At 56.5% G+C, this 25308-nt stretch carries 17 protein-coding genes; 6 read left to right on the top strand and 11 right to left on the bottom strand.

The window, feature by feature from the left end; genetic code table 11:
• The first annotated feature begins 28 nt into the window (after positions 1–28).
• Positions 29–1033, top strand: a complete 1005-nt coding sequence (locus HW561_RS24140) for an efflux RND transporter periplasmic adaptor subunit (protein WP_176866397.1) — start codon at positions 29–31, stop codon at positions 1031–1033.
• Positions 1026–4142: an efflux RND transporter permease subunit gene (locus HW561_RS16225; RefSeq protein WP_176866396.1), complete on the top strand. Its 3117-nt coding sequence runs from the start codon at positions 1026–1028 to the stop codon at positions 4140–4142. Before HW561_RS24140 ends, HW561_RS16225 begins: the two co-directional genes overlap by 8 nt.
• 74 nt (positions 4143–4216) lie before the next feature.
• Here HW561_RS16225 and HW561_RS16220 read toward each other — a convergent pair whose 3' ends face one another.
• The 5 genes from HW561_RS16220 to HW561_RS16200 form a co-directional block, all read right to left on the bottom strand.
• Entirely contained in the window at positions 4217–5152 is a 936-nt protein-coding gene (locus HW561_RS16220) for a sulfotransferase family protein (RefSeq protein WP_176866395.1), read from the bottom strand.
• A gap of 87 nt (positions 5153–5239) precedes the next feature.
• On the bottom strand, positions 5240–6388 hold the full coding sequence (locus HW561_RS16215; protein ID WP_176866394.1) for a glycosyltransferase: 1149 nt from the start codon (positions 6386–6388) through the stop codon (positions 5240–5242).
• A gap of 32 nt (positions 6389–6420) precedes the next feature.
• Positions 6421–7509, bottom strand: a complete 1089-nt coding sequence (locus tag HW561_RS16210) for a glycosyltransferase (protein WP_176866393.1) — start codon at positions 7507–7509, stop codon at positions 6421–6423.
• A gap of 67 nt (positions 7510–7576) precedes the next feature.
• Positions 7577–8332, bottom strand: a complete 756-nt coding sequence (locus HW561_RS16205; RefSeq protein WP_176866392.1) for a sulfotransferase family 2 domain-containing protein — start codon at positions 8330–8332, stop codon at positions 7577–7579.
• 76 nt (positions 8333–8408) lie between these two features.
• Positions 8409–9929: a lipopolysaccharide biosynthesis protein gene (locus tag HW561_RS16200; RefSeq protein ID WP_176866391.1), complete on the bottom strand. Its 1521-nt coding sequence runs from the start codon at positions 9927–9929 to the stop codon at positions 8409–8411.
• A gap of 350 nt (positions 9930–10279) precedes the next feature.
• On the opposite strand from HW561_RS16200, the gene HW561_RS16195 reads away from it, so the two are divergent.
• The 3 genes from HW561_RS16195 to HW561_RS16185 all read left to right on the top strand — a co-directional run bounded on the left by HW561_RS16195 (position 10280) and on the right by HW561_RS16185 (position 15106).
• Positions 10280–13468: a glycosyltransferase gene (locus tag HW561_RS16195; RefSeq protein ID WP_176866390.1), complete on the top strand. Its 3189-nt coding sequence runs from the start codon at positions 10280–10282 to the stop codon at positions 13466–13468.
• A 201-nt stretch (positions 13469–13669) separates the two neighbouring features.
• On the top strand, positions 13670–13918 hold the full coding sequence (locus tag HW561_RS16190; RefSeq protein WP_176866389.1) for a hypothetical protein: 249 nt from the start codon (positions 13670–13672) through the stop codon (positions 13916–13918).
• A gap of 198 nt (positions 13919–14116) precedes the next feature.
• A complete protein-coding gene (locus HW561_RS16185) occupies positions 14117–15106 on the top strand; it encodes a glycosyltransferase family 2 protein (protein WP_176866388.1) in 990 nt (329 codons plus the stop codon).
• Positions 15107–15112: 6 nt separating this feature from the next.
• On the opposite strand, the gene HW561_RS16180 is transcribed toward HW561_RS16185, so the two are convergent.
• Together HW561_RS16180 and HW561_RS16175 are read right to left on the bottom strand one after the other, a co-directional pair.
• A complete protein-coding gene (locus tag HW561_RS16180; protein WP_176866387.1) occupies positions 15113–16420 on the bottom strand; it encodes a glycosyltransferase family 2 protein in 1308 nt (435 codons plus the stop codon).
• A 69-nt stretch (positions 16421–16489) separates the two neighbouring features.
• Positions 16490–17206 carry a sugar transferase gene (locus HW561_RS16175; RefSeq protein ID WP_235962944.1) on the bottom strand — a complete coding sequence of 239 codons (717 nt, stop codon included), beginning with the start codon at positions 17204–17206 and terminating at the stop codon, positions 16490–16492.
• Positions 17207–17623: 417 nt separating this feature from the next.
• Between HW561_RS16175 and HW561_RS16170 the strand changes: the two genes are divergently transcribed.
• Positions 17624–18682: a glycosyltransferase gene (locus HW561_RS16170; protein ID WP_176866386.1), complete on the top strand. Its 1059-nt coding sequence runs from the start codon at positions 17624–17626 to the stop codon at positions 18680–18682.
• Between the two features lie 16 nt (positions 18683–18698).
• Here the strand turns inward: HW561_RS16170 and HW561_RS16165 are convergent, their stop codons facing one another.
• From HW561_RS16165 to HW561_RS16150, 4 genes are all read right to left on the bottom strand, one after another.
• Positions 18699–20081: a polysaccharide biosynthesis/export family protein gene (locus HW561_RS16165; RefSeq protein WP_176866385.1), complete on the bottom strand. Its 1383-nt coding sequence runs from the start codon at positions 20079–20081 to the stop codon at positions 18699–18701.
• A complete protein-coding gene (locus tag HW561_RS16160) occupies positions 20074–22290 on the bottom strand; it encodes a GumC family protein (RefSeq protein WP_176866384.1) in 2217 nt (738 codons plus the stop codon). Before HW561_RS16160 ends, HW561_RS16165 begins: the two co-directional genes overlap by 8 nt.
• A gap of 81 nt (positions 22291–22371) precedes the next feature.
• Entirely contained in the window at positions 22372–23667 is a 1296-nt protein-coding gene (locus tag HW561_RS16155; protein WP_176866383.1) for an O-antigen ligase family protein, read from the bottom strand.
• Positions 23668–23950: 283 nt separating this feature from the next.
• Positions 23951–24736 carry a family 16 glycosylhydrolase gene (locus HW561_RS16150; RefSeq protein ID WP_176866382.1) on the bottom strand — a complete coding sequence of 262 codons (786 nt, stop codon included), beginning with the start codon at positions 24734–24736 and terminating at the stop codon, positions 23951–23953.
• Between the last annotated feature and the right edge of the window lie 572 nt (positions 24737–25308).

Genomic DNA, 25308 nt, shown 5'->3' with positions numbered 1-25308 from the left:
TCTTTATCCTCTTGTAACCGTTGTTCCGGTGAAAGCCGTCAGTTTCACCCCGGAAATCACCCGGCACGCAACTGTGCGCCCGCGCATTGAACGAAGCCTGTTTGCGCCGGTTTCCGGTCAGATCGGATGGGTGTCGGAACATGTCGTACCGGGGCATTACTTCAGTGCCGAAAGCCTTCTGGCCCAAATTGATGCCGGCCCGTTTGTCAGCGCTGTGGCCGAGGCCGAAGCGCAACTTGCGGCAAGTGAGCTGAGCCTTTTGCAAGAAGAACGCTCGGCCAAACTGGCCCGGGCCCGACGGGCGGGCACCACCGTCTCAGAGGCCGCCCCGCTGGTCCTGCGTGAGCCCTATTTGCATTCCGCCCGTCTGCGCAGAGATGCTGACAAAGAGGCATTGGATGCGACACGGGCTGATCTGGAAAAGCTTGATCTCCGCGCGCCCTTCCCGCTGATGATTACATCGCACAAGCTGTACCCCGGAGCTTATGTCACAGCAGGTGACCCGGTGGCTGAACTCATTTCGGCCGGGGATCTGGTTATTGATCTGCCACTAACACAGGATGAATGGGCGCAACTGGTGCCCCGGAACCTCGGTCAAATCACCGCAAACACGATAGTCGGACAGGTGAAAAATGATCGCGGGCAACGGTTTGATGTGTTTTCTGAGCGCATTCTGGCCGCATCAGACGACATCACGAAACAACCCGTGCTGAGGTTGGGAATCGAATTGCCGCAAGACCAGTTGCACGCGCTGCTACCGGGCGCATTTGTACAAGTGGTGTTACGAGGACCGACACAGGTCAGCCTCCAGAAAACACCCGCCAGCGCGCGGACACTGGACAACCGGATCTGGTATGTTCTGTCAGACGAAAATCTTCTGCGCAGCACCAGTGTGTCAGTGAATTTCGAACAGGACGGGCACAGTTTCCTGCCCGAAGGCACCCTGCCCGAAAACGCGCAGGTGCTGGTCAACCCGCTGTCCAGATACGCGGCGGGCGAGCGTGTGACTGTAAAGGTCGGCTCTGATGGCTGATCCCAAAAGCCGGGGTTTGATCGGGTGGTTCATACGAAACCCGATTGCGGCCAACCTTCTGATGATGACGATTTTGGTTCTGGGGTGGTTTTCACTGACGGAAATTCGTCGCGAAGGCTTTCCCAAACTGCCCCCGTCGCAAGTGAAGATCGAACTGATCTACGACAGCGGTTCAGCACAGGAAACAGAAGAAGCAATCACCATAAAGATTGAGGCCGCGCTTAGCCGGGTGAAGGGCATAAGGCGCATCAGCAGCCGCTCCACGGCGGTTGGCAGTTTCTTTTCGGTTGAAAAGGAAACAAGCACCGACATCGATCGCCTGATCGCTGAGATCAGAACCGAGATCGACGCCCTGACCTTCCCCGCCGAGGCCGAGCGAGCCCAAATCACAAGGGATGTTTGGATAGAAGACGTCCTGAACGTCCAAATCGCTGGGGATGTCGATCACGAAACCCTTTCGGAAACTGCATTTCGGCTACGTCAGGCGTTGCTGGCACGTCCTGAAATCACCAGCCTGTCAACTGCCGGAGAGTGGCACCCCGAACGGATTATCGAAGTGTCGCCCGAAGCAATGCAACGATATGATCTGACCCGGGCAGATCTGGCAGCTACCCTGCGCAACTATCTGCAGGATGCACCGCAGGGCCGTATTGAGACCACCACAGGCCCGATTGTTGTCAGCACAGTCGAAACCGCGCCCACGCTGGAAGACCTTCGGGCCCTGCCGGTCAAGACCGGTACCGCTGGTCAGGTCATCACGCTGGGACAGATTGCCGAAATTCGAAAGGACTATGAAACTCCAAAGGCGTTGAAGCGCTTTGACGACGAACCAGCCCTTCGACTGACGGTCGAGATGGGGGCCGCGTCTGACATCATTGCCGCCGCGCGGGCTACGCGCGAAACGGTTGAGTCCTTTGCCAACAGTCCCGGTATGCCACAGGGGGTGACACTCCATATCTGGAATGATCAGAGCCAATTTATTGAAGATCGCCTGTCTTTGTTGAAAAAGAATGGGCTACAGGGCGCCTTGCTTGTGGCGCTGATCCTTGCCTTGTTTCTGCATCCCCGCGTTGCGCTTTGGGTCGCCTTAGGTCTGCCGGTAAGCTTTGCCGGGGCCTTGATCCTGATGGGACCCGCGTTCTTCGACTTTACACTAAATGACCTGACCACCTTTGGCTTCATTGTGGCCCTCGGGCTTGTGGTGGATGACGCCATTGTTGTTGGCGAAAGCGTCAGTGATACGATCGCTGCTCGGGGTCCGGGCACCCGCGCCGTGTATGCGGGCGTAAAGGCCGTCAACATGCCCACGATCGTTGGCATGTTGACCACAATCGCTGCTTTTTACCCGATAACCGTCATTGATGGTGATCTGGCCCGCGTGCTGGCCCAGTTTTCCACCATCGTTATCTTTACACTTCTGTTCTCCATGGTTGAAACCAAATTGATCCTGCCTGCACATCTTGTCGACACAGGCTTGGGGCGCAGCAGGCGCATATGGCGTAGTCTTACGACTGTTTCGGAGCATTGCACGCAGGCCCTGCGGTGGGTTGCAACCCGGATATACCGGCCCTGTCTGCAACAGGCTTTGCGACTCAGATATATCAGCCTTTTACTGATGTTCGGTATTCTCGCGGGCTCGCTTCTCGCGGTGTCGAACGGTGTCGTTCGACAAGCATTCTTTCCCGATATACCCTTGCGTGTCCTGACCGTGACCTATGTGGCGGAACCCGATTTGGGACAGACCCTGTTTCAGCATGAGGTTTCCCGGATTGCCCGGATCGGCACCAGGCTACAGCGCGAACTGAAAGCCGCTTCGGGCAAGGACGTGATCACGGCTGTGGAACTGGATGCACTGGATCGTCGCGCGACCATTCTGGCCGAGCTTTCTGCGGACGCCAATGCAGGCCAGATCCTTGCCCAATGGCAGAAACGTACCGGCGCAATTGAAGGTGCGCGTGAGCTGTCGTTTACGGACAGCTTTGGCAGCTTTCCCGATTTCAGTGTCGAGATTTCGACCGCTGATCGCGCCGCGCTTCAAAAGATTTCGTCAGATGTCATCCAGCAGTTACAAGCCGTGCCCGGCGTGACGCTGGCAGAGTCCTCGCTGGACGCAAGCCAGCCGCAAGTACAGTTGCACATGACCCCTCTGGGTGAAACCCTGGGGTTGGAAGTTGAAGACATTGCACAGCAAATCGAAGGCCTGCTGGATGGCATAGAAATCACAACATTCATGCACCAAAACAAAGAGATATCAGTCACGTTGACGACCCCCGAAACATCCAGGCAAACGGCCGGCGACATCGGCCAACTTGAGGTTGTGACATCCAATGGTCAGCGCGTGAAGCTGAAATCGGTTGTGAAGCTGTCCACCGGGTTCATTGCCCAGGAAATCAATCGCAACGGACAAGGGCGGGTGGTAACTTTGTCCGCGTCGGTGGACCATGCCGTAACGAACGGCTTCGCGCTGCGCGAAACGTTCAATTCCCGTATCCTGCCACCGATACTGAGTGCCTACCCCGATGTGCAGGTCGCCTATTTTGGCGAAACCGAAGCGGAAGAAGACGCCAGCATTGGTCTGTTGCAAGCCTTTGGTATGGCTCTACTGATCATTTTCGGGCTATTGGCCGCTGCTCTGCGGTCTTACCTGCAGTCTGCTTTAATCTTGATGGTGGTGCCATTTGGCTTGGTTGGCGCAATCTGGGGTCATTGGCTGCACGATCTCCCGCTGAGCATTCTGTCGGCCAATGGCATTGTCGCCTTGGCCGGCGTGATCGTGAATAACGGCCTGCTGTTGGTTGTAACCTACAACGCCACCGATAAGACATCGCGTACGATGGACGCTCTTATGAACACCGGAACAAACCGGTTCCGCGCTGTAGTGCTGACCAGCATGACGACGTTTTTTGGTCTTGCCCCATTACTGTATGAAACATCTGAACAGGCGCAGTTTCTGATCCCGGCGGCCGTTTCTATTGCGTATGGTATGTTGTTTGCCACATTGATCACACTCTTCCTGGTGCCAGTTCTGCTGTTCATATCCCAAGACCTAAAGTGGTTAATTCAGAAAATCTCAAGAATTGAATCGCGCAATGTACGTGTTGGAGGCTAATGATCAGCCCCATCTGCGGATGACATTGCCATTGCGCGCAAAGACGATCAGGTCCTGCAATCCTCTGCCACAGTTTACTGGGAGAACCCGGGCCAATGCACACTCAGATCCTTCCCGAGCAGGACCGAGAGCCCGGCGTTTCGGTCCGACAGATGCCGGTTAAGATAGGTACGTGTCTTATCGCGCATCTCGGATGGTGGCCGGGGCTGGGTCAGAACGTGTTTTTCCACCAGGCGGAACCAGTGGCGGTAAGCCTTGTGCGCAACACGCGACAGGATTCCATGATCTCTACCGAAATGCCGTGCATACCGATAGCGCACCAGTATCCGCCCGATCCGGTTCAGTAACAGCAGAGTTTCGGCGCGGGCCGGGTACATTGTTCGATTGTGCCAGGTGTCAACTTGCGCCAATGGCAGGTTTGGCGCTCCTAAAAAAGTGGTAACACCATCCAACACTGCCTGCTGGTTGGTCCGGAACTCCTCGAACACCACAACGTGTATCTGGTCCTTTCCAAGCGCGTGTTGGAACTGCCGCAATCGGGGGGCGTAGGTTGATCCCGAAATGATAGAAGGTTCGCTGCTCAGTGCCTTTTCAAACGACACGCAAGTCCGCCCACTGCGCAGAAGGTGCCAGTATTGCGAGAAGGCGCGCTGGACCGGATCGCGCAGCATGAACAAGATTTTTACGTTAGGGTTTGCAGCACTGATACGAAATGGGGCGACATCGGACATCAGGTAGGTTGTGGTATCCTCACCTATCAGGCATCCATCCGGAGCGTCCTTGAAACGGGACTGATACCATTCCTGCAAGGCAGGGTCTTGTGGCGTCCGCCATGCAAGGTCATTCCCGTCTTCCCCGAGGAAGTCAGCATGCGCGACCGGATCATCCGCATCGTAAAAATAAAGCTCGTTTTTGGCCATCCAAACGTCCGTGTGCTGGTCCAGCACCTGATGTAGTGATGTCGTGCCGCATTTCGGAGCTCCCCCAATGATGAAATCCGGAAGTGTCAACGTGATCGCCTCCGGTACTGGAACCGAGCCCTGCAGGCTCGAAGAATGCTCAGGTAAGTTACGGCGGATGGTTCTTCTATGGGTGTCTCAGAGAATGGCATGGCACCGCTCCAAAAACTGGAGATTTTGTCGATCTTCATTGAAATCACTCAGAATTTTATGACGTGCGGCATCTGCCAGAATAGTCGCCCAATCAGAGTCTTGCGCGAGAAACAGGATGTTCCGATACAACCCTTCCGCATCACGCTCATCTGATAACAACCCGGTTTCGCCGTGTTCGACCAGTTCCGGGATGCCGGAATGGCGCGTTGTGCAAACCAGGGTACCCAGTGCCATGGCTTCCATCAGCGTGACCGGGATGCCCTCCTGATCTCCATCATCCGCCGTGCAGCTCGGAACCAGCATCACATCCGCGTCCGTCATGCGGCGCAACACGTTCTGATGTGGCAATGCCCCGAGGAAGGTTATGCGATCCTGAAGATGCTTGCGCATAACCTTTGCGCGCAACTCATCTAACAAAGGGCCGTCGCCGCCAATGTCATAGCGCCAATCAATGTCGGGTTGCCTGTCTCGCAGCAGCGCGAGCGCTTCAATGGCGGTCCCGAGCCCTTTTTTCTGAACCAGCCGGCAAACGCTGAGAAACCGCATCGGCGTGTGAAAACTGGGGGTAGAGAACGGGTACTTGGACACCGGGATTCCCAAATGCCGTGTTTCGACCCGCGCCTTTGGGGCACCGCATTCGACAAGACACCCACCGAACTGGGCGTTGACGGTCACGTGCAGATCTCCTTCGGCGAACAGGTTGCGAAAGCGGGACATGGCGTCGCGCTGGTATTCAACGCTGACGTCACGCCCATGATACACTGTCACCAGTCGCGGGCGGCGTTTCCATCCCCGCTGTGCGCGCTCGACCGCCGCGCCACGGTATCCGAAATGCGCGACGACAATATCTGCATCGATCTGCCGTCGCCATGCGGATCGGTCAAGCCGGGCGGCCATGCGATCAGACAGGCGGGTCGGAAGCGTCCGCAGAAAATCCGGCCGTTTCGGTGGCCAAATCACGATGCGGACGTTGTGAAGATCGTGTTCCTGGTCAGGTGCCAGCGGTGTTCCATGGTCGAAGGATTTGCACGCTACTGTCACCTGATGCCCTTGCCGCACTGCGTGCAGCACCTGAGAAGTCACAAACGTCTGAGACAGGGCCGGAAAGCTTGAGACGCAAAAGCAGATCTTCATCGGCTGGCTCCGATTTGTTTGTGTGGCCTGTCTCAAGCGGAACGGCGGGCGTTGTGTTGTGAAACGGCGCGGTCCAATACCGCCAAGAACGCTGCGTGCTGGCGATGGAAATCGAGCTCGGGGCGCCTTGCGTAGTCCAGCGCCTTTTGGGACAGATCGGTATAGGCGGCCTCATCCGACCACAGCGTGCGCAACGCGGCCACCCATTCGTCGATCGGTGCGTCATGGGACAGGACAACTCCGCCCGGCCCGATCGCTTGGCTCAGGCCGCCCCGGTTCGATCCAATTACCGGGATACCGCTGCAATGGGCCTCGGATGCGACACGCCCCCATGCTTCTTCCCACTGGCTGGGCGCCAGCAGCACCCGCGTGCACCCGTAGACCTTCGACATGTCCGAGGTGCGGCTCATGAAGGTGACGTTCGGCAGCGCGTCTATTTCAGCCATGATCTGTTTGAGCAATTCATCCCACAACGTCCAGGCTTCGACCATCAGAAAGGGGATGTCGGGACACGCGCGGGCCATCTCGCGCACCACCTCGTAGCCTTTCTTTGGATGTATGTTGATCAGCGTTGCGTATTCTTTGGTGGTTTCGCACCTGTACTCTTCGAAGTTGATCGTCGGCGTGATCACTGTGCAGTCGATACCATACGCATCACGATACGCACCGGCAGTAAAGTCAGAGTTGGCGATGAAGTTTGCCCCCGGGATCGCGCTGACATCACCTTCGTTTTCTGCAAATTCAACGTTGCGAAGATACAGCACAACAGGCAGACCAAGTTTCGAAAACTCCAATCCCAATTGGGCTGAATGGCGGGTCTGTATCACCACGATATCGGGTCGGAACCGCTTTACCGCGGCAGCGATCCGCACGGGGTCGATCGGTTCCCAGGTGCGCATCGTCTCATAGCCCTGGCTGCGATCCACACTGAACGGTCGCCCCGTTACCTTGCGCTGCGCGCGCATACGAAACCCGAACATGCCGCGGCCTGAGAACCCGCAATAGACTGCACAATCGTGCCCTTGCGCGATACTTTGTCGGATCAGATGATCGGTGCTGTTCTGAGTGCCGCCGCTGGCTTCGGGCAACCAGCCATTCCCACCGGCAAAGAGAATTCGCATGTTTACACCCTTGCTTTATGGCGCAGGCATGCTGCGCGTATCGACAGTTTACGAAACGTGGCGCTTTTCATTGTCCGGCAACCCCGCTTTCACGATGAGCCCTTCGTTGCGGGGTCGCCGGCCACTCTTTGCAAACCTGAGCGTATAGGTCGGCATCCGCAGAATAGAAGGTGAGGAGTTGGTCAATCCGCGATTGCGTAAGATCAGATTTAAGCGTGCGCGGGCCGGACGTTTTGTTTGAATGGGTCAACAGGCCGGGATCGACACCCGTGAATTCAGACAGTCCTCTGGCCATATCTGGAAACGGGATCAATGTATCGACCATAACGGTTTTGCTGTCGCACACATAATCTACCTGAGGGCAGAAGTGAAAATAGCGCATAGTTGTGTTGCGAAAGGTCCTGCTGGTTGACAGCCGGTCGATGAACGCATCGATGGTCTGCGAGCCGATGAGTCTGGCACTGAACCTGCGATCTGTTTCATTGCGTCCGCCGGTCTTGAGATAATCGAACGCAGACAGAAACCGATCAATTGGATCGCGCAAGATTGCTATTTTTGGAAGCCTCCGCCAGGCGCGTGGGCACATAGCGCTGATCTCTCGCCATGTCCGATGACGGACCCGGTATCCAAACAGTGCGCCCTCAACCGAAGTGCCCGCATTTTTGGGGATGTGAATCAGAATAAGCCCTCGCCGGAGATAAACGTCCTCAAGCTGAGGATCGGCTCTGGGATGCGCCCGGTCGATCATTCGACCGGGTGAGACCCTCCAGCCAAGCTCGGTTGTAATCTGAGTCAGGCCCGGCAAGACAGAAACTCCGATCAAGACAGAAACTCCGATCTTGGGATGCAGCGGCACTCGTGCGGACGCAGCGTAGCGGAAGGGAGGGTTTCGGTTCGGATCATGCTGGCCTCTTTGCGCGGTGTTTGCGTATCTCTTGCGGCGCTTTGAAGATGAGGGTTTTCAACTCGACCAAAATCTCCCGCCCATATTGGCTGAGGGTCAGTACGCCCGCGAAAACCGCGTAGCTGATGGCAACACCGCACAGCAGTTTTAGAACGGCGCGACCCGGCAACGAAGATTGAACGGTAAGAACAATTACATAAGCCGCAAGCCCCGCGCAAAAGATCGGCAGAATGCGCTTGCGAATGCTGTCGCGGCCTATAGGTCCCTTACGACTGACAAGGAGCCATAGTGGAAACAGCTTTAACATCGTGACCCCGGCATAGGCCATCGCCAGTTCCTGAACACCGTACTGCACACCCCAAACGAATGCGCCACAAGTGACCACAGCAGCGGTCAGGCCCCACCAGCCCATTTCGGTCGTGCGCCCCTGACTAACAAACAGCCAGCCTGTCGGATTCGCCAGCGGCTGCGCCAGCGCGGCGATGCCCAGTGCCGCAAAGATCGGGGCGCTGTCTGCCCATTGCGCGCCCAACAGGAAGGGAACGGCTGTGTCCGCCATCCCTGTCATGGCCGCGACACCCGGCAGAACAGCAAGTTGCATAAGCCCGAAAACGCGGAAAAACGCATGCGCATATCGATAGGGTTCGTCCTGCATCCGAGACAGAACCGGCACCATAACCTGTGAAAGCGGCTGCGCGACACGGTCCAGCGGGAACAGGATCAGCTTATAGGCCCTATCATAAAACCCCAATGCAGCCCCGCCCCAGACGCGGCCAATCAGGATGTTGTCGAGATTGCGCGACAGAAAATTTGCCAGTTTGAATCCTGTTACCCCGGCGCCAAAGCCCAGCAGTTCAGCCGTTCCGGGCGCCAGCGCCGGACGCGATGGCCGCCATGGCACCCAGATCCAAACCAGCATTGCCCCGACGGTTCCGCCGACCAGCGTGCCTGCCACCAGCGCCCAGGGCGTGGGTGAAACAAGCGCAAAGAAGATCGATGTCGACAGGGTGCACAGCGAAGCGACGCTTGCGGTTATGGCGATCCTGCCAAAAATCATGCGACGATTGAGCAAGGCGAAATGCTGTGCGCCAAGGGCGGTGATTACCATGTTCAGCGCCATGACCCGGATCAACCATGTCAGGTCGGGCTGGTTGTAGAATGCTGCGGCCAGCGGCGCCAAAGCAATCAAAAGAACTGTCAGAGTGAGGCTGACACCCAAATTGATCCAGAACAGCGCGTTGAGCTGCCCGTATGTCAGTGTTTGTTTTTGTATGACGGCCTGCAAAAGGCCCATTTCCTTGAACAGAGACAAAAAAGCAATGATCGGGCCAATCATCGCGATCAGTCCGAAATCGGCGGGCATCAGCAGCCGCGACAGAATAAGGACCGACCCGATCTGACACCCGACTGCAACGCATTGGCTGAGTCCGGTGTAAAGGCTGCCTCGCACGACGGTTCCGCCGTAGGTATCCTGAGCAGCCGTTTCGACCGCCTCATGAGATTCGCGTTGAGCCATGTACTAGGTCTTTCCGTCGTGCTGACTCGCCGAGAATTGCATGGCCTGCCGGGACTCGCCCGCCCTTTGCAGACGCAGCATCTTTTTCAGCGACTTCCTGCCAAACTAGACACCGACAGTGACAAAATAGTGCCTGCGTGCCGTGCAGGGGCTCTGAACATCACTCATCTGCAAGTTGCGTGCGTAAATTCGTTAACATGCCGAAAATCTCTCATGATGGACGGTTTCTTGCTCATTCAGTGACACCGGACCGGCTCGGTTTCGCCGGTTGCATGACTCTGCTTTGACAATGACCAGCGCGACCTTCTAGCTGCGGTTCATGGGCTTTTCTGCGACGGGATGTACGATCCATGGCGACAGTCAGAAACAGCGAAACCGGGCGGGTCTGCGAACCGTTCAGGTCTAAAATACGCATTCTTTATCTCGCGCATGATCTTGATGACGCGGCCATCTGGCGCCGGGTGGACACTCTGCGCATGGGTGGCGCGGATGTCTCGGTCGCCGGGTTCCGGCGCCGATCTAGCGCCCTTCCGGAAACCGCGATGGAACTTGGTCAAACCCATAATGGCCGGATGATGCAGCGTGCGCTGACCGTATTGCGGCAACGCCTGAAATTGCGTGCGACATTCAAGGACTTGCCAGCCCCGGACACGATCTTGTGCCGCAATCTTGAGATGCTGGCGCTGGCTGCACCGCTAAAGCGAATGATGTGGTCAAACCACCCCGTACGGCTGGTATATGAGGTTCTCGACATTCATCGCCTCATGGTCGGACAATCGTTCAAGGCAAAAACCATGCGTGCGGTCGAACGCCGACTGTGTCGTCACGTCGATACTGTCATAGTTTCGTCCCCGGCCTTTCAGCGAGAGCATTTTGACGCCTATCAGCAATGCGATGCCCCCGTGCATTTGGTTGAAAACAAAGTGGTGACCGTGGATCTGGAACCCTCTGGATCACGTGAAAGGCGCCATGCAATTGCGGAAAATAACCCGCTGCAGATCGGCTGGTTCGGGATTCTCAGGTGCCAATTTTCTCTGCATTGCCTTGATGCACAGACGCGCGCAAGGCCCGGGCGTTTCAGGGTGGTTTTACGTGGAATACCGGCGCTTGACGAGATGCCCGAGTTTCACAGAGTCGTGGAGAGCAACCCTGATCTGGTGTTCGATGGTCCCTATTCCTATCCGTCCGACCTGAAAGCGATCTATGGTGACGTCGATCTGGCGTGGTTGGTTGACCGGTACGACAAGGGACAGAATTCGGACTGGCTGTTGCCGAACCGCCTATACGAAAGCGGTCTGAACCGCGTTCCGCCGATCGCGCTGGCGGGGACAGAAACCGCGCGACGTCTGAGTGATCTTGGAACTGGCCTGATACTCGACACAGCCGATGAGGCAGCGGTGATTGACATGTTCGACAGGTTAACCCCTGCCGCCATGGATCGATTGAGATCGGTACAGAATGCCGTGCCAGACGACGTGTGGAGGACCACACCAAACGAGGCTCGCAATCTTGTTGATGCTATCACTGGCAAAAGTGTCAGCTTGATCAGCGCGCCGTGTGACATGTCGCGAGCTGCCGTGCTGATTGTAGTGCCAACCTTGAACGAAGCGCCTCATATTGCCGATGTGATCGACGGGCTGGTCGGATTTTTTCAACGCCAGAAAATCCTCGGCGCACCAGTGCGATTGGTGATCGCGGATGGCGGTTCAAATGACGGCACGCAAGATATCGTCAGGGATCGGATTGCGGCTTTGCCGGATTTCGACATACGACTGATGGACAACCCGGCCCGTCTGCAAAGTGCGGCGTTGAACGCCGCATGCGACCTGCACGGGGAAGGTATGGATTGGTTGATCCGAATGGATGCGCATGCCCGCTATCCAGAGGATTACGCAGACATTCTGTTGGAAGAGGCCAGCAGGACCGGAGCCGCCAGCGTTGTTGTGTCGATGCATGCGGTTGGAACGACGCAAATACAACGTGCCATAGCCCTGACACAGAATTCACGGCTGGGGAACGGCGGCGCGGCGCATCGGCGTGGCGGTTCCGAGCAGTTTGTTGATCATGGGCATCACGCCTTGATGCGACTTGATGCGTTCCGATTTGTTGGTGGCTATGACGCAGGGTTTGCACATAATGAAGATGCCGAGTTGGATATGCGGCTGACACAGTCGGGGTATCGGATCTGGATGACGTCGCGCACTCGGCTCGAGTACCTACCGCGAAACTCAATATCCGCGCTTTTTTGGCAGTATTTCAACTTTGGCGCTGGCCGGGCGCGTACCATGCTGAAACATCGTCAAAGGCCTCGTTTGCGCCAACTGGCGATGATATCCATCGCGCCCATGCTGGTGTCAGTGGTACTGGCCCCGCTATTCCTTTTGTTTGCGCTGCCCGTTTTGATGTGGATTTCTGCATGCCTGACTGGCGGCGCTGCACTGGCGTTGTCATGCCGTGATCCAATGGCACTGTGGGGCGGGCCGATTGCGGCTGTTATGCACCTTGGATGGTCGACCGGATTCTGGCGACAGCTGTTGAAACGCCCAGCCAGGGCTGGCGGCATTCCCGAACCGCAATTCATCGCCCGAGAGACAGCGTTTCCCGTTGATCAGATCGCGGTGGGGATCTGCACATACCGGCGGGCCAGCTTGTTCGACACGCTCGGCACGCTGGAGCTTCAGAACCTTCCAGACGGTACGCGCCTTACGATCATTGTAGTCGACAACGACGACGGCCCCAGTGCGCGTGGCCTCGTGGATCGATTTGCCAATGGTTCTCGGCATGACGTGGTCTACCGCTTCGCCCCTTGCGGCAACATCTCAATCGCGCGCAATGCTGCTTTGGAGGAGGCCGAGCAACGCGGGTTGCGGGCGTTCGCCTTTATCGATGATGATGAGCTGGCCCCGCCGAATTGGCTGAACACACTTGTCACAAGATTGTTCGAAACAGATGCCGAGGTGGTCGTCGGACCCGTCCGCGCAGTCTATGGGCCGGACGCGCCTGTTTGGATGAGGTCTCTGCGTATTCACGACACCAACCCCGAGCGCACTCAGGACGGTCGACCGATTGTCGGCCATAGCTGCAATGTGATCATGGACCTTGGCAGCCAGACTCTCGCCGGTCGACGGTTCGACTTGGCACGCGGCGTTTCCGGCGGCGAAGATACGGCGTTCTTCCAAGAGGCAATGGAGGACGGCGCACGGCTTGCCTTTGCACCATGTGCCACTGTGGAAGAACCAGTTGCGCCAGAGCGAGCAACGATCTCTTGGTTGGTGAAGCGGCGGTTCCGGATGGGTCAAACGCACGGAAGCCTGTTGCGCAACCGGCGTGGATTCAAAGCACGTCTGCTGATGCTGCCGCTTGCATTTGCCAAGGTTTTCTATTGCATTGTTTTTGCACTTCTTAACGCGCCTTTCACTGCCCGGCGCAATTCCAACTTGTTGCGCGGAGCGCTCCATCTCGGCACAATCGCCGCTCTGATCGGGTTTCGAGAGGTGGCGGTATACGGCGCGCCTCGGGATAAGGCGCGCGCAGGCTGACCTGGTGGCGGGTTAGCTCGGGTGACAGGGCCGCTGAGGCCACAAAATTCTGGATTTGTTTCGTAGCCACTTGGAATTATCCATCAGACAGCGAGAGCTGGGTCGAGATTTGAGTGGTGACCTGCGGTATTTTTGCTGTAGGCTTGCTCAAACGATGTGGGCAACGAGGCTCGAATAAGGGTCTGGGCCTTGGGGAAATCGATGCAGTTACCGATATTCATCGCGGGTCTCTTTCTGTCCATCATCCTTTCGGCGGTGATTGGCATACTGGCCGGATTCGAGACACCCCAGCTGATTTTGTTCGTTGTTGCCATCACGATCGCACTGCAGCTTGCTTTTGTCTTGATCATTGCGCTGCTGGCGATTGAGCGAAAGCGCAAGATGCGCGCATCGGAAGACGAAACACCAACTGCACCGTCTGCGCGGGCCTCTCAGGAGACTGACGTCTGACGGTAGCAAGATGATCCAACCGGCTTCACGAATGCGGTCTGATCGTCGGGAATGCATGATACAGGCGCAAAGCAGGCAAAGGAATGCTGACGCTGCATGTCTTTTACCAGAGGCGCTTGGACAGCGGCTGGGGATACTCTATCCCGTTGGCGTCCTTAGGGGCCGCCCTCTTACTTTGCACCGGCTGAACTGAATCCAATGTCTGCATGCGTCACAGTCATAATTGCTGCATTCAATGCGCAGTCCACCTTGGCACGGGCGATCCGTTCCGCTTTGGAACAGCCGCAAACGGCCGAGGTAATTGTTGTCGATGACGCATCCGACGACGGCACATGTACGGCCGCAAACGAGGAAGCCGAACGCGACCTGCGCGTGCGGTTGATTCGGCAGGCCGTCAATCAGGGACCTGCGGCAGCGCGTAACCGTGCCTTGGATGCAGCGATGTCCGAATATGTCGCAATACTGGACTCGGACGATGTGTTCATACCGGGGCGGCTAGACCTACTTTTATCTTGCCAGCATTGCGAGATGGTCGCCGATAACATCGCGTTCGTGACCCCGGAGTATCTGACAACGGCAATCTCGCAAGACTGGTCGACGATTGCGCCCGACTTCACCCTGCTTGAACCGACCGAGTTTGTTTTGGGCAACTTGCGCCAAAATGGCGTTTCGCGCGGAGAGCTGGGTTTTCTGAAACCGGTGCTTTCACGCGCGTTTCTGGACAAACACAAGCTGCGCTACGATCCCTCGTTGAGGCTTGGCGAAGACTATGATCTCTATGTCCGGATGATGCTGGCTGGCGCGCGGATGCGCGTGACCTGCCGGCCCGGATATGCGGCAGTGGTACGGTCCGACTCCATCAGCGCGCAGCACAGCGCGGCGGATTTGGGGGCGTTGCAGACGGCGCTTGAATCCCATCTCGACGCGGGGGGGCAATCTCCGAATTTGACCCGAGCTATGCAAGCACATCTCAGGGACGTTCGGTACAAGAGAGACCACCGTGTCTGTCTTGATCTGCGTCGACGGCAGGGGATTGTGGCGGCGCTTCAATACTTGTTCGGTGCAGGGGATCGTGCCTGGCCGGTGGTTCGTCAAATCGTGCGGGATAAACTGAATCTGGACCAGATGGCCGGGGATACGGCCTCGAAAGACGGATCAAGATTGCTGTTGCCCCCAGACGGGTTATGACTGCCTCTATGAAAGCTCCAAAACCACGTTGCGGGGGATTAAGGTGGTGCCGGTGTCCTGCTTTCTTATCGAAAGGCGGGTCGAGCGCCATGTGGGCAGATACCCCAACGCGTCCACACCCGCGAGGCCTTCTGCAATGACGTCGATTGGTCCTCGGCTTGCCAGTTCAACAAGCTGGCGAGCCATTGTGCCCCGTGCGGGCCAAGTATTGTTATCCAGAGTGGGTGCAACGCTCACCGAAATGCGCACAGCATCCGGCGGGGCGGACACATGATCCAGTCGATCCGGGGCGGCTAGTACAATGGTCTTAGTGTCGCCCGAGCGCTGGCGCCGGGCTGACAGGGTTACGCGTCGTCTGCGGTCATTCAGACTGTTGAGGATGTTACGCAGCAGAGCAGGATCGCGCCAGAGGTGCCGCCCAGTGGTCAGCACTCCATGTGTCTTGAGCTCGGCGACAAGATGTTGATAGCGCAGTGCCCTCTCAAGACGCGCCTTGCGTTGGGCAAGTTGTAACAGCAGTTCATCGTCGTTTGGGTGTTTGGTTGCAGCACTTTCGGCCAATGTCTCGTGCGCTGCGATCAGCCGGTTAAGCGACCCGGTAGACAGTCGATGCGACGCCGATCCTGCGTGCCGCCGATATAGATAGGTCGGATCCGGCAGAATCACAAAGTTGGCGCCGCCGAGCAGCAGGCGGCAATAGAGATCAAAATCCTCGCCAATCCGCAGGGTATCATCATATCGAAGCGAACCCAGAGCGTCGCGGCGAACCATCGGTTTCAGGTAGCCGAGAGAGGCCAGTCCAGTGACCACTGTGTCGCTGTGGATCAGTCTTGCAGCCGTCAGGCGCTGAGGGCCCTGAGTCTGATCATGCCCCAACAGGGTCTGACCTGCGACATCCGTAGATCCGAAACTCAGCAGGTCATCGGCAATCGCATCTGCCCCCAATTGCTCTGCCGCGGCAAGCAGACGTTCGATCCGCTGTGAGTGGATAAGGTCGTCGGCATCGATAATTGCGACCCACTCTCCGTGCGCCGCCTCCAACGCGACATTGCGGGCGCCTGCGGGGCCCAGGTTCTTATTCAGAGCAATTGGTATGAGACGGTCGTCGAGAGCGGCCATTTGGTGCAAAATCTCAAGGCTGTCATCAGTCGAGGCGTCGTCAACGACGATCAGTTCAAGCGCCGTATGGGATTGGTTGAGAATAGACGTGATCGCCGCTTCAAGATAGGCGGATCCATTGAAATTGGACATGGCGACCGAAACCAGTGGTCCGGTAGTTGCTTCATAACGCTTTGTTTTAGCTTCAGTCTTCATCTGGTCGTTCATCGCTATGCGTTCAGCGCACCGATTGTCATTTTGCAACGGCGACCTTGATGCAATGGTTCAAGAGGTCTCGTCCGAGCGCATCGCCGCTGGCAGGGTCTGAACGAGTATTGCGATGTCATTGGCCGTGCTGATGTTTGCGACATAGGCGCGATCATAGGCAATCCTGCGTCTGTAGGACGTCGTGCTGCGACCACTTACCTGCCACAGTCCGGTGATGCCCGGTCGCGCCCTCAGGTAATAACGGCTGGAAGGCCCATATCGGTGCAATTCTTCGCTGAGAACAGGGCGAGGACCAACAAGGCTCATATCTCCGCGCAGCACGTTGTAAAGCTGCGGCAACTCATCAAGGCTGAATTTGCGTAACACGTGACCCACCGGCGTCACGCGGGGATCGTCCCGCAATTTTTGCGTCTGCTCCCATTCACATCGCGCCTCCGGGCTCTGTTGGAGATGCCGTTGAAGAATTTCGGCGCTGTTCACTTCCATTGTCCGGAACTTAAGGCAGGAAAAGGACTGCTTTCCATAGCCGACCCTGCGATGGCGATACAGGACACGTCCGGGTGATGTACCACATATCAACAGCGCCAGCCCGACCATAAGCGGCGACAGCACGACAAGCATGACGAGCGCCACCGCAATGTCGATTGCTCTTTTGGTCCGCCCGCCTACAGGTTCTTCCTGCAACGCAGGGCGCGTCCAAATGACATGGCGCGCTGATGGGATTGACGAAATCATACCCTCGACTGGGGCTGTTTCTGTCTCAATCGGTTTCATCACAGTCCATCCTTTTGTCTTAAGAGCCTTGCGCGGCTGTACAGCGCGCATGCCACCTAAAGTTTCAAAGACGATCATCGCAAAGCATCAAACGATGAGTGCGAAAGTGATCTGTACCTGGTTAACATCACTAATACGTGCATTCTGATGCACGCAGGTCAGTTGGGTACGACAAACGCTGCGATTACAAACCCCAATATTGAATCAAGCGAAGCACCGCCTATGGTTGCTAGAGCTTTGACCCGAATTCCGCACATTGGGGCGCGTTCCGTGCTTATCTTTTGACACCAAACCGCTTGCATGTCCGAATCGTAGGCAAGTTTCGGACGTTTTTTCCGCCGCATCTTCCAAATTAATCCAGGCGCGACTCGCGCAAAGCGAGAGTGGTTCAGCGTCGACAATGAGGTAGTCCCGCGCATGCGTATTCTCTTTGGAAGCGCCCATCCCTATTTGCCCCAAATGTACGGCGGCGCTCAGGCCAGCACCCATGAATTGGTCACAAGATTGCGCGCGCGTGGTCATACAGCGGCGGTGTTGTCCGGCCTGACTGGAGATGGCTGGCTGGGCCTGCGCAGCAGACTGCTTTTGAAACTGAGGCGACGTGGCTACGTTCGTGATGTTAGCCTTGGTTATCCGGTGTTTCGCGCTTGGTTCGCTCAGGAGGTTGCGCGGCAGGTTGTGTCGGATTTCAATGCCGACGTGGCGGTGTTCCAATCCCGGCTTCCAGTACAGCTGGCACAGGCCATCAATCGCACGAGGACAAAGACCTTTATCTACTTGCGCAATGTCGAAGACAAAGACCTTGGCGGTCCCTTGGTGGGATTGTCGGATACCGGCTTTATCGCAAACTCGGCATTCACTGCGCGACGATATGCTGAGACGCAAGGCGTTGCGGCCGATGTGATTTATCCGATGATCGAGGCCGAGAAATACCGTGTCACAACCACGCGTGAGAACGTAACCTTTATCAATCCCCACCCGAACAAAGGCGTTGACGTTGCACTGAAAATTGCAAAGGCGTGTCCGGATATCCCCTTTGTTTTTCAAAGGGGTTGGGGGTTGACTCCCGAGCAAGAAACACACCTCCAGACCGCTCTTTCCGGGCTACCGAATGTTGCGTTGAAGCCGTCAACGGATGATATGCGCAGCGTTTATTCTAAGGCCCGCATCCTTCTCGCACCCAGTCAGTGGGAAGAGGCCTTTGGCCGGATCGCCGCCGAAGCGCAAATCAGCGGCATTCCGGTTGTGGCATCCAAGATTGGCGGCCTGCCCGAGGCTGTCGGTCCGGGCGGAGTGTTGGTCGACAGGGACGCTCCGATCGAAACCTGGGTCGAGGCGGTGCGAACCTTATGGCACGACAAACAAGTCTATGAACGGCTGTCCGCTGCAGCCTTTGAACACGCTGGACGTCCAGAGATGGCTCCGGACCGTCAAGTCGACAGGTTGTTGGAGATCCTGAACCGCCCGCCCGGATAAATAGTTAAAGGACCTGTCAGGAAGGCGGAAGGCCGGTGGCCGGTTGGGTCTTGGTCGAGGACGATGGTTCGTCTGGTGTCACGGTTCCGACTGTTTCGGGAGACAGCCGGCGCACTGGGATTGCGCCATTTGGCCCTGGACGGGTCAGGACAACTTCAAGAACGTCGCCGCCGGTGATCTGATCGTTGCGCCCAACCACAAAAGTGATGGATCCGTCCGGCCCGGTTCTGGTGATTTGCAGGGTCAGTGACGTCAGGGCTGAAAGCTCAACCAGTCCGTTTCCAGTGCGCTCTGCCTCGGCAAAAAGCGCGGCTTCGGTCTCCATTTTTACACCAAGTTCGGCGATAGCTGCGCGTTGTTCCTGCAACCCCTGAACCCGCTCGCGATCACGTTGGTTGGTAAGGTCCAATCTGTCCCGTCGCGCTTCGCTAAGCTGTTGTTCGGCGCTTAGCTGTGCAGTTTCAACTTCCAGCAACCTCACCTGTTGGTCCGTGACGGCGCGCTGAAGGTCGCTCTCCCTGGAAACGGTGGACAGGCCACGTTCGACAAGACTCGCGGCGTTTTCAAGTTCCTCGTTCAGCAAACTCAATTGCCGCTGACGTAGATCCGCCTGTTGCTGCAACCGTGCAATGCGCTCCAGCAACAAGGCCTCCAGCTCTTCAATCTGCGCAAGGTTCGATGCAAACGCCGATTGCTGAGACACCATGATCTCGCGTTCTTGCTCAATCAGTTCGGCACCCAGAGGCGAAGCGGCCAGTTCGGGTGGAACGTCAATATCCTTGCCCTCCTCTTCTGCCTCGAGCCGTGCCAGCCGTGCCAGCCGCCGTATCTGGTCAAGCTCCATCACACGATAATTTCCAAGCGCGTTCACCGAGTTGCGCTCGCCTCGTACAAGCGCAGAAGAGGCGCGATTAATGCCACCCGATAGGCTGAGCGCCTGAAGCACGGTCATCCCCGGCACATGTGGGTAAGTACCCGGCGCTTTCACATCGCCCAGCACGTAAATCGGGGCGAATTCGAGGATGATAACGATAGTCTGCACATCGCTGCGCAGCCCCATACGATCCTGCAGACGCTGCGACAACTCTGTGCCCAGTTCGTCCGGAGTTCGCCCGGTTGCCTGCACGCTTCCGATAAGGGGCAACGACACTGTGCCGTTTGCATTGATCTGGTAAGACCCGGCAATTGCGTTAAACGGAACAAAGACCTCATCCACCGAATCCCAACGGCCAATCTGGACACTTATTGTCTGTTGCGGTCCGAGTGTTTCGGTCGCCGCAGTGCTGGTTTCCGCCTGCACCGATACCGAATTGCCGCCTGCGATCAGCAGGCAAAGCCCGAGAATTCTGGGTATACCGCGCAGGGCGGATAGGGTTTTCAAAAGGATATCTCTAGCCATTGATCTTGAGCTCCTCATAACTGCCGGTGCTTAGGTATCGCCGTGCCTTGCCAAGATCGGCATCTTCGAGAACCGTTGTTGTCAAAGCCTCGCTGAAGCGGGGATGATCAAGCAGCGCGTCCGAGACAAAGCTTGGCAGGACCTTTCCCCAAGGGATACGCAGAAGGGTCATATCATAGGCCCATGCGTGTGGGTCCGACTGCTCGGACTGGCTCAGCGGGTCCATGACAAGCAGGACGAAGCTGAAATTGGCACGCAGTTCCTTGGTCAACACAGTTTGATCGCTGTCGACGGAACCTGCGGCAGCGGATGCCTGCACGCCTCCAAGGGCATCCTGCAAGCTGACGGTTTCGATGTCGGCCAGCGCGGTGGCTGGCAAAGCCTGCGGTGGTGAGTGTTCAAAAACAACCAAAACCCGCAGCGTACCGTTGCGCGACAACCGGTTGGCCAGTTCCAAAGGCAGATCATATGTCCTTTTCAAACCCTGAGTCAGCGGGGCGATTGCGATCAGCAAGCCATCTGATTTCAGCGCGTTTGCCTCACAGGCTTGCGCGAGGCGCTCGATGGTCTGCGTATATGTATCTATCGCGCCCGAATTGCCGAGGCTCCCGGCGTTGGGCAGCATTCCTGCGCAGCTCAAACCCACCTCTTGTCGTAGCTCCGATACGGTCCGCACTGGTTTCGGGATCAGTTCGCGAGCCGTCCCCGCCAACGTGCCCAATAGGCCGCCCAACAAAAGGCCGATAAACAACATCGCTTTTTTACGGGGGCTGGACGGGTCTTTGGGAATTTCTGCGGGCGAGATGATCTTTACCGATGCGATCGGGAAATTCTGTTGCTGCATTGTGACCTCGAGCCGGGCCAGATAATCCCGGTAGACCTGCGCATAGGTTTCCGAGATAGCCTCCAGCTGTTGCAGCCTGCCACGGAGCGCAACATTCAGGTCGGTTGTTCCAGTCGTCGCCTCTAGGTCCGCGCGCAGCGACCGTTCCCGTCCCCGTGCGATGTTGTACGCAATACGGGCGGCTTCGGTCGCCTGCTCCAGTTCGACCAGCAAAGTATCTGCTAATTCCTGAATTCTCTCATCCAATAGCTGAGCCTGTGGATGGGTTTCGCCAAACTGCTCGACGATCCGGCGGTAGCTTTGACCCGCGTTCAGATACTCACGCCGCAATTCATCGCTGACACCGGCAACGAGGCCTTCGACAAACGGGACCGCGATGATGTCTTCGTTGCCATTGGCTCGGGCCAAAAGCGATTCCAAGCTGCTTAGGTATGCTTCGGCCTCGGCAGAAGACGCCGCGGCGTTCACAAGCTCAGTGGCCAGTTCAGATTGTTGCTGTTCGGTCAGCAAATCGCCACGTACCTGCACAAGATCGTTTTCGGTGCGAAATTCCTGAAGGGCCGAGGTGGCCTGGATGCTTTTTTGCTCCAGCACCTCCAAACGCTCGCGCAGCCACGCCTCGGCTTTTGCGGCGACTTCGTTGGTTGTCAAAAGCTGAAAGCTTTCATAGGCCGCCCCGTAGCCCCGTGCGACCAACGCCGCGCGCGTTGGGTCAAAATCGGAAAACCCGATTTCGATCACCAGACTTTGACCAGACCTTGAGACCGAAAGCCTGTCACGCAATATTCGCACGGCCCGATCACGGTCCGTTACCTCGAGGTTGAAGATTGGAATTTGCGACCCCGCTGCACCGGTTTCATCCGACTCTGTGGGCCCGCTGTTTTCGCGCACAGGCGGGTCGGGTGTGAGCAGCTGCGCGATCGGGCGGGTCACCGACGAAACCATGCGGTTCAATTTCTCGGTCACACCAAGTGGTGGTGACAGAAAATCCGCGTCCTGGTCGAGCTTCAGCAGGTCAACAACCTGATATGCGAGGGCGCGGGACTTGATGATCTCGATCTCGCTTTGAACCGCGGTGTCCGAGCGGACCGCGTTGGGTAGCGGCGAAACTTCGTCAAGCAGTTCAGCCCGCTCTTCATCCAGTAGCACCGTCTCGACAGCCGTATAGCGAGGAACAGAACCCAAAATCATGAGTATCGCAATCACCACACCAGCAATTGCGCATGTCATCACCAAAGGGGCTTGCCGCCGCACAGCACGTATCATTGCCCCCATATCGAGCCGCGGCTCGTCCCGATATCCGGCAAGCAGATGGGCGTTGTCTTTCGTCCAGGTAATGCGCCTTTCTTTAACGGGTTCGTTCATGTCAGAATCTCCATGATTTCCCGGATAGGCCGAGCTGAATCTGCATTGCGGTGCATTGGCGCATTCTGTGTAACGGAGCACTCATTCGAAGACTCCGGAATTTCTGCCAATGGATGGATGTCTCGCCTGTCGTGCGGGCATCGACAGGCGTGCCGCGCACCGGGCATCGCGATTGTGATCGAACAAGCGCAAAAGAATGAAAGCCACCAAAAAGGAACCAACAGTATGCGGGGTGACGAAATCGACCTCGGCGGCGGAACGCAAAACAAACAGAATGGAAAGGCCGGCAAAAAACGTCAGCGATCCAAAACCGCCTCGGCCCAACGCGGCGTTGAGTGGCATGATGATCAGCAACACGCAAAGTCCCGTGACCAGACCTAATCCAATCAAACCGGTTCCGACATAGGTTTCGATCAGCGCATTGTGGAAGTGAAATCCAGTCCTTCCGGTTATGTAGAATGCCTCCCACAGGGTTTCCGCTTCGGGGCGACCGCGTATCCAGAATGCGTTGTATCCAAGTCCCACAACCGGCTGCTCGGCCGCAAATTCAAAGGCGGTGCTCCATAAGTATGTCCGACCGGTCAGGGTCGTATCCTTCCCGAACGCTGCAAGTACAGCATCAAAGGCCCCCAACTGATATGCGGCCAGCGCCAGCGCCGCAAAGGTCATTACCGCCAGCAAAACCGAAGCGCGCCGCAGCCAGGGCGCCAGAAGCATGATAAAACCGACAAACACAGTTGCAGCAAAGGCGGCCATGGCCGAGAGCACTGATGTCGCGGAATCAGACATCCACAGCATGATGAGTCCTAACGCGGCAGTCGCGGCGCAAACCGGCAAGAGTGCTCTTGGGATACGGAAAGCAGCCGCAAGCGAAAATGAAAATATGATCGCGAGGGTCGCGAAATACCCCAGTTGGTTTTTGGATGAGAATGCGCCGTTAAAGGCAAAATCACCATCGATGTAGTCGTATGAGTAACCCCCGTTTGCCGCCGAATAAAGCAGCACGATCAACGCGCCAATAGTACCCCCAAGCACGAGGTTTCCGATCGAACAAATCCGCGCCGCAACCAGACCGGCGAAGACGGTGATGGTGTATTGTGTCGACGCACGTAAGGTAGTGGACGGCGCATCACTCCAGACAGTTGAGAATACGAAAAAAAGAGGGGTCAGCAACAGCAGGATCACAGGCCACGGACGCCCGATCAGACTCTGCGGGGCTAGCGCAAAGGGCAACAACCAGCATCCATAGAAGGCCAGGATCGAAATTGGTCCGAAATTCACCGAATAAGCAAACACGATCATCGACAGCACTACCGCGGGAACAACGTAGGCAGTGTTGTGTTCGGGGTCGACGATTGATGCCAGTTTGATATTCATCCGGGCCTTGCCCATCGTCTGGTGAATACGGGTTCTGCTGCGTCCAGACTTGGTGGCGATTTCCGATCAGTCATGCTCTGGCAATGATCATACCCAGAGCGTGCCCCACAGCTCTCCGATATCGTATTGTACATAATAGGCTGACAAGGCTGGTCGCGCAAACACAAGCAATTCTGACGTTTGAGAACGCCCACCAGCCCTTGATGGCCAGCAATTGGGCGTCCCATGAAATCCGCGTGCAGACAATTGTCACCCAGCTTCAATTTCAGGGCCTGAGCAGTCATCAGGGGGAATCGATCCCATCTTTGCACAGCACAGATTGCTCGAACGCGCAGGCGCTTCCGAGCTTTGTGTAGGCCGCCCATTCAACCTTGAGAACCTGAGGCGCAGATTTTGCCTGAAACGCTCCCATCCAACTGACAAGTGTGTCGGTGGACCATAGGCTAAGATACATTTTCTGCGGCTCGTTCGGCAAATCATCGCCACTTTGGTCCCGGATCAGCTTACCATCGATGAACCAGCGTATCCGTCCCGGTTCCCAGATGAATGCGTAATCGTGGAATGCATCATCGTCCGGCATCTTCTTCATACCCGTGTTGTCGCTATCTCCTTTGAAATGAAAGTTGGTCTGCAAGGTCGGTGTTTTCGGTGCAATGAACTCAAAGTCGATCTCGTTATGCGGTCGATCTTGCGGGGACCCGACGAACGTGAACATATTGGCATTCATCCCTTGCGCATAAGGGACTTTCATACGCGCCTCGAAGGTGCCGTATCCCAAGTGGTCGTTGGTCTGCACCTCTCCGCAACTGAAATCCAACCCCTGTTTTGCGTTTCCGGTCAGTGATAATAGCAGCTTGCCGTTTTCAACTTTGACCCGGTTTTTGTGCCAGAGGCAGTTCTGATGGCTGCCGTTGGTCCAACCACTCGAAACGTACCACCTGCCTTGATTCAACTGGTCGAAGGGTTCAAAAAAAGAAGCACCTTCCTGAGACACCACAGCAGATGGTGCGGCGAAACCGGCCATTAATGCAGTCGCCGAAAAAAAGACCCGTATGCGATGTTTGATCATGACTGGAACTACTCCGTTGCAGGGAAGCGAGTCGTCATGAACAAGGCTAATTCGTCGCGGGAAAACAGACCAACACCAATCGCCCAGTACGCGATGATCCGCCGAGGATGCTCAACCATAGGATTGAAATCACCTAATTCGGCAGCGCCTCAGAGACCGGGTTGATCACAATTCAATGGCTGTGCGTGACCTTGTTGCACAGATCGACGACGTGCCATAGCGCCGATGTTTCGCTGGTGCCAGGAACGACCAATACCGTACAAATACAACGATGCCCATCGAGGCAAGTTCGAGGAAGCAAAATAGGGTGTCACGAACTGGGCGGATTTTGGCGAAAGCCTCCGGCTTCGAGGCGTCTTTCAGATGGCTCAATCACACTGAAAATGGACAGCACTGACTTGAAAATATGCTGCGACAAGAAACCCAAGTTGAAGAATCCAAGGGAACCTTGGCGTAAGTTACACATTGTTTTCAATTCAAACAGCGGCGAAATCGTTGCCTAGGTGTTTGATCCCAAGGTTTGATGGTGCGATCCATTCGTTGAAATGGAAGGAAGCATTATGGGACAAGTA

This window comes from Ruegeria haliotis (assembly GCF_013377785.1).
In the GTDB taxonomy this organism is placed as follows: domain Bacteria; phylum Pseudomonadota; class Alphaproteobacteria; order Rhodobacterales; family Rhodobacteraceae; genus Ruegeria; species Ruegeria haliotis.
Note: the sequence above shows the minus strand (reverse complement) of the source record. Positions and strands in the feature narration are given on the sequence as shown.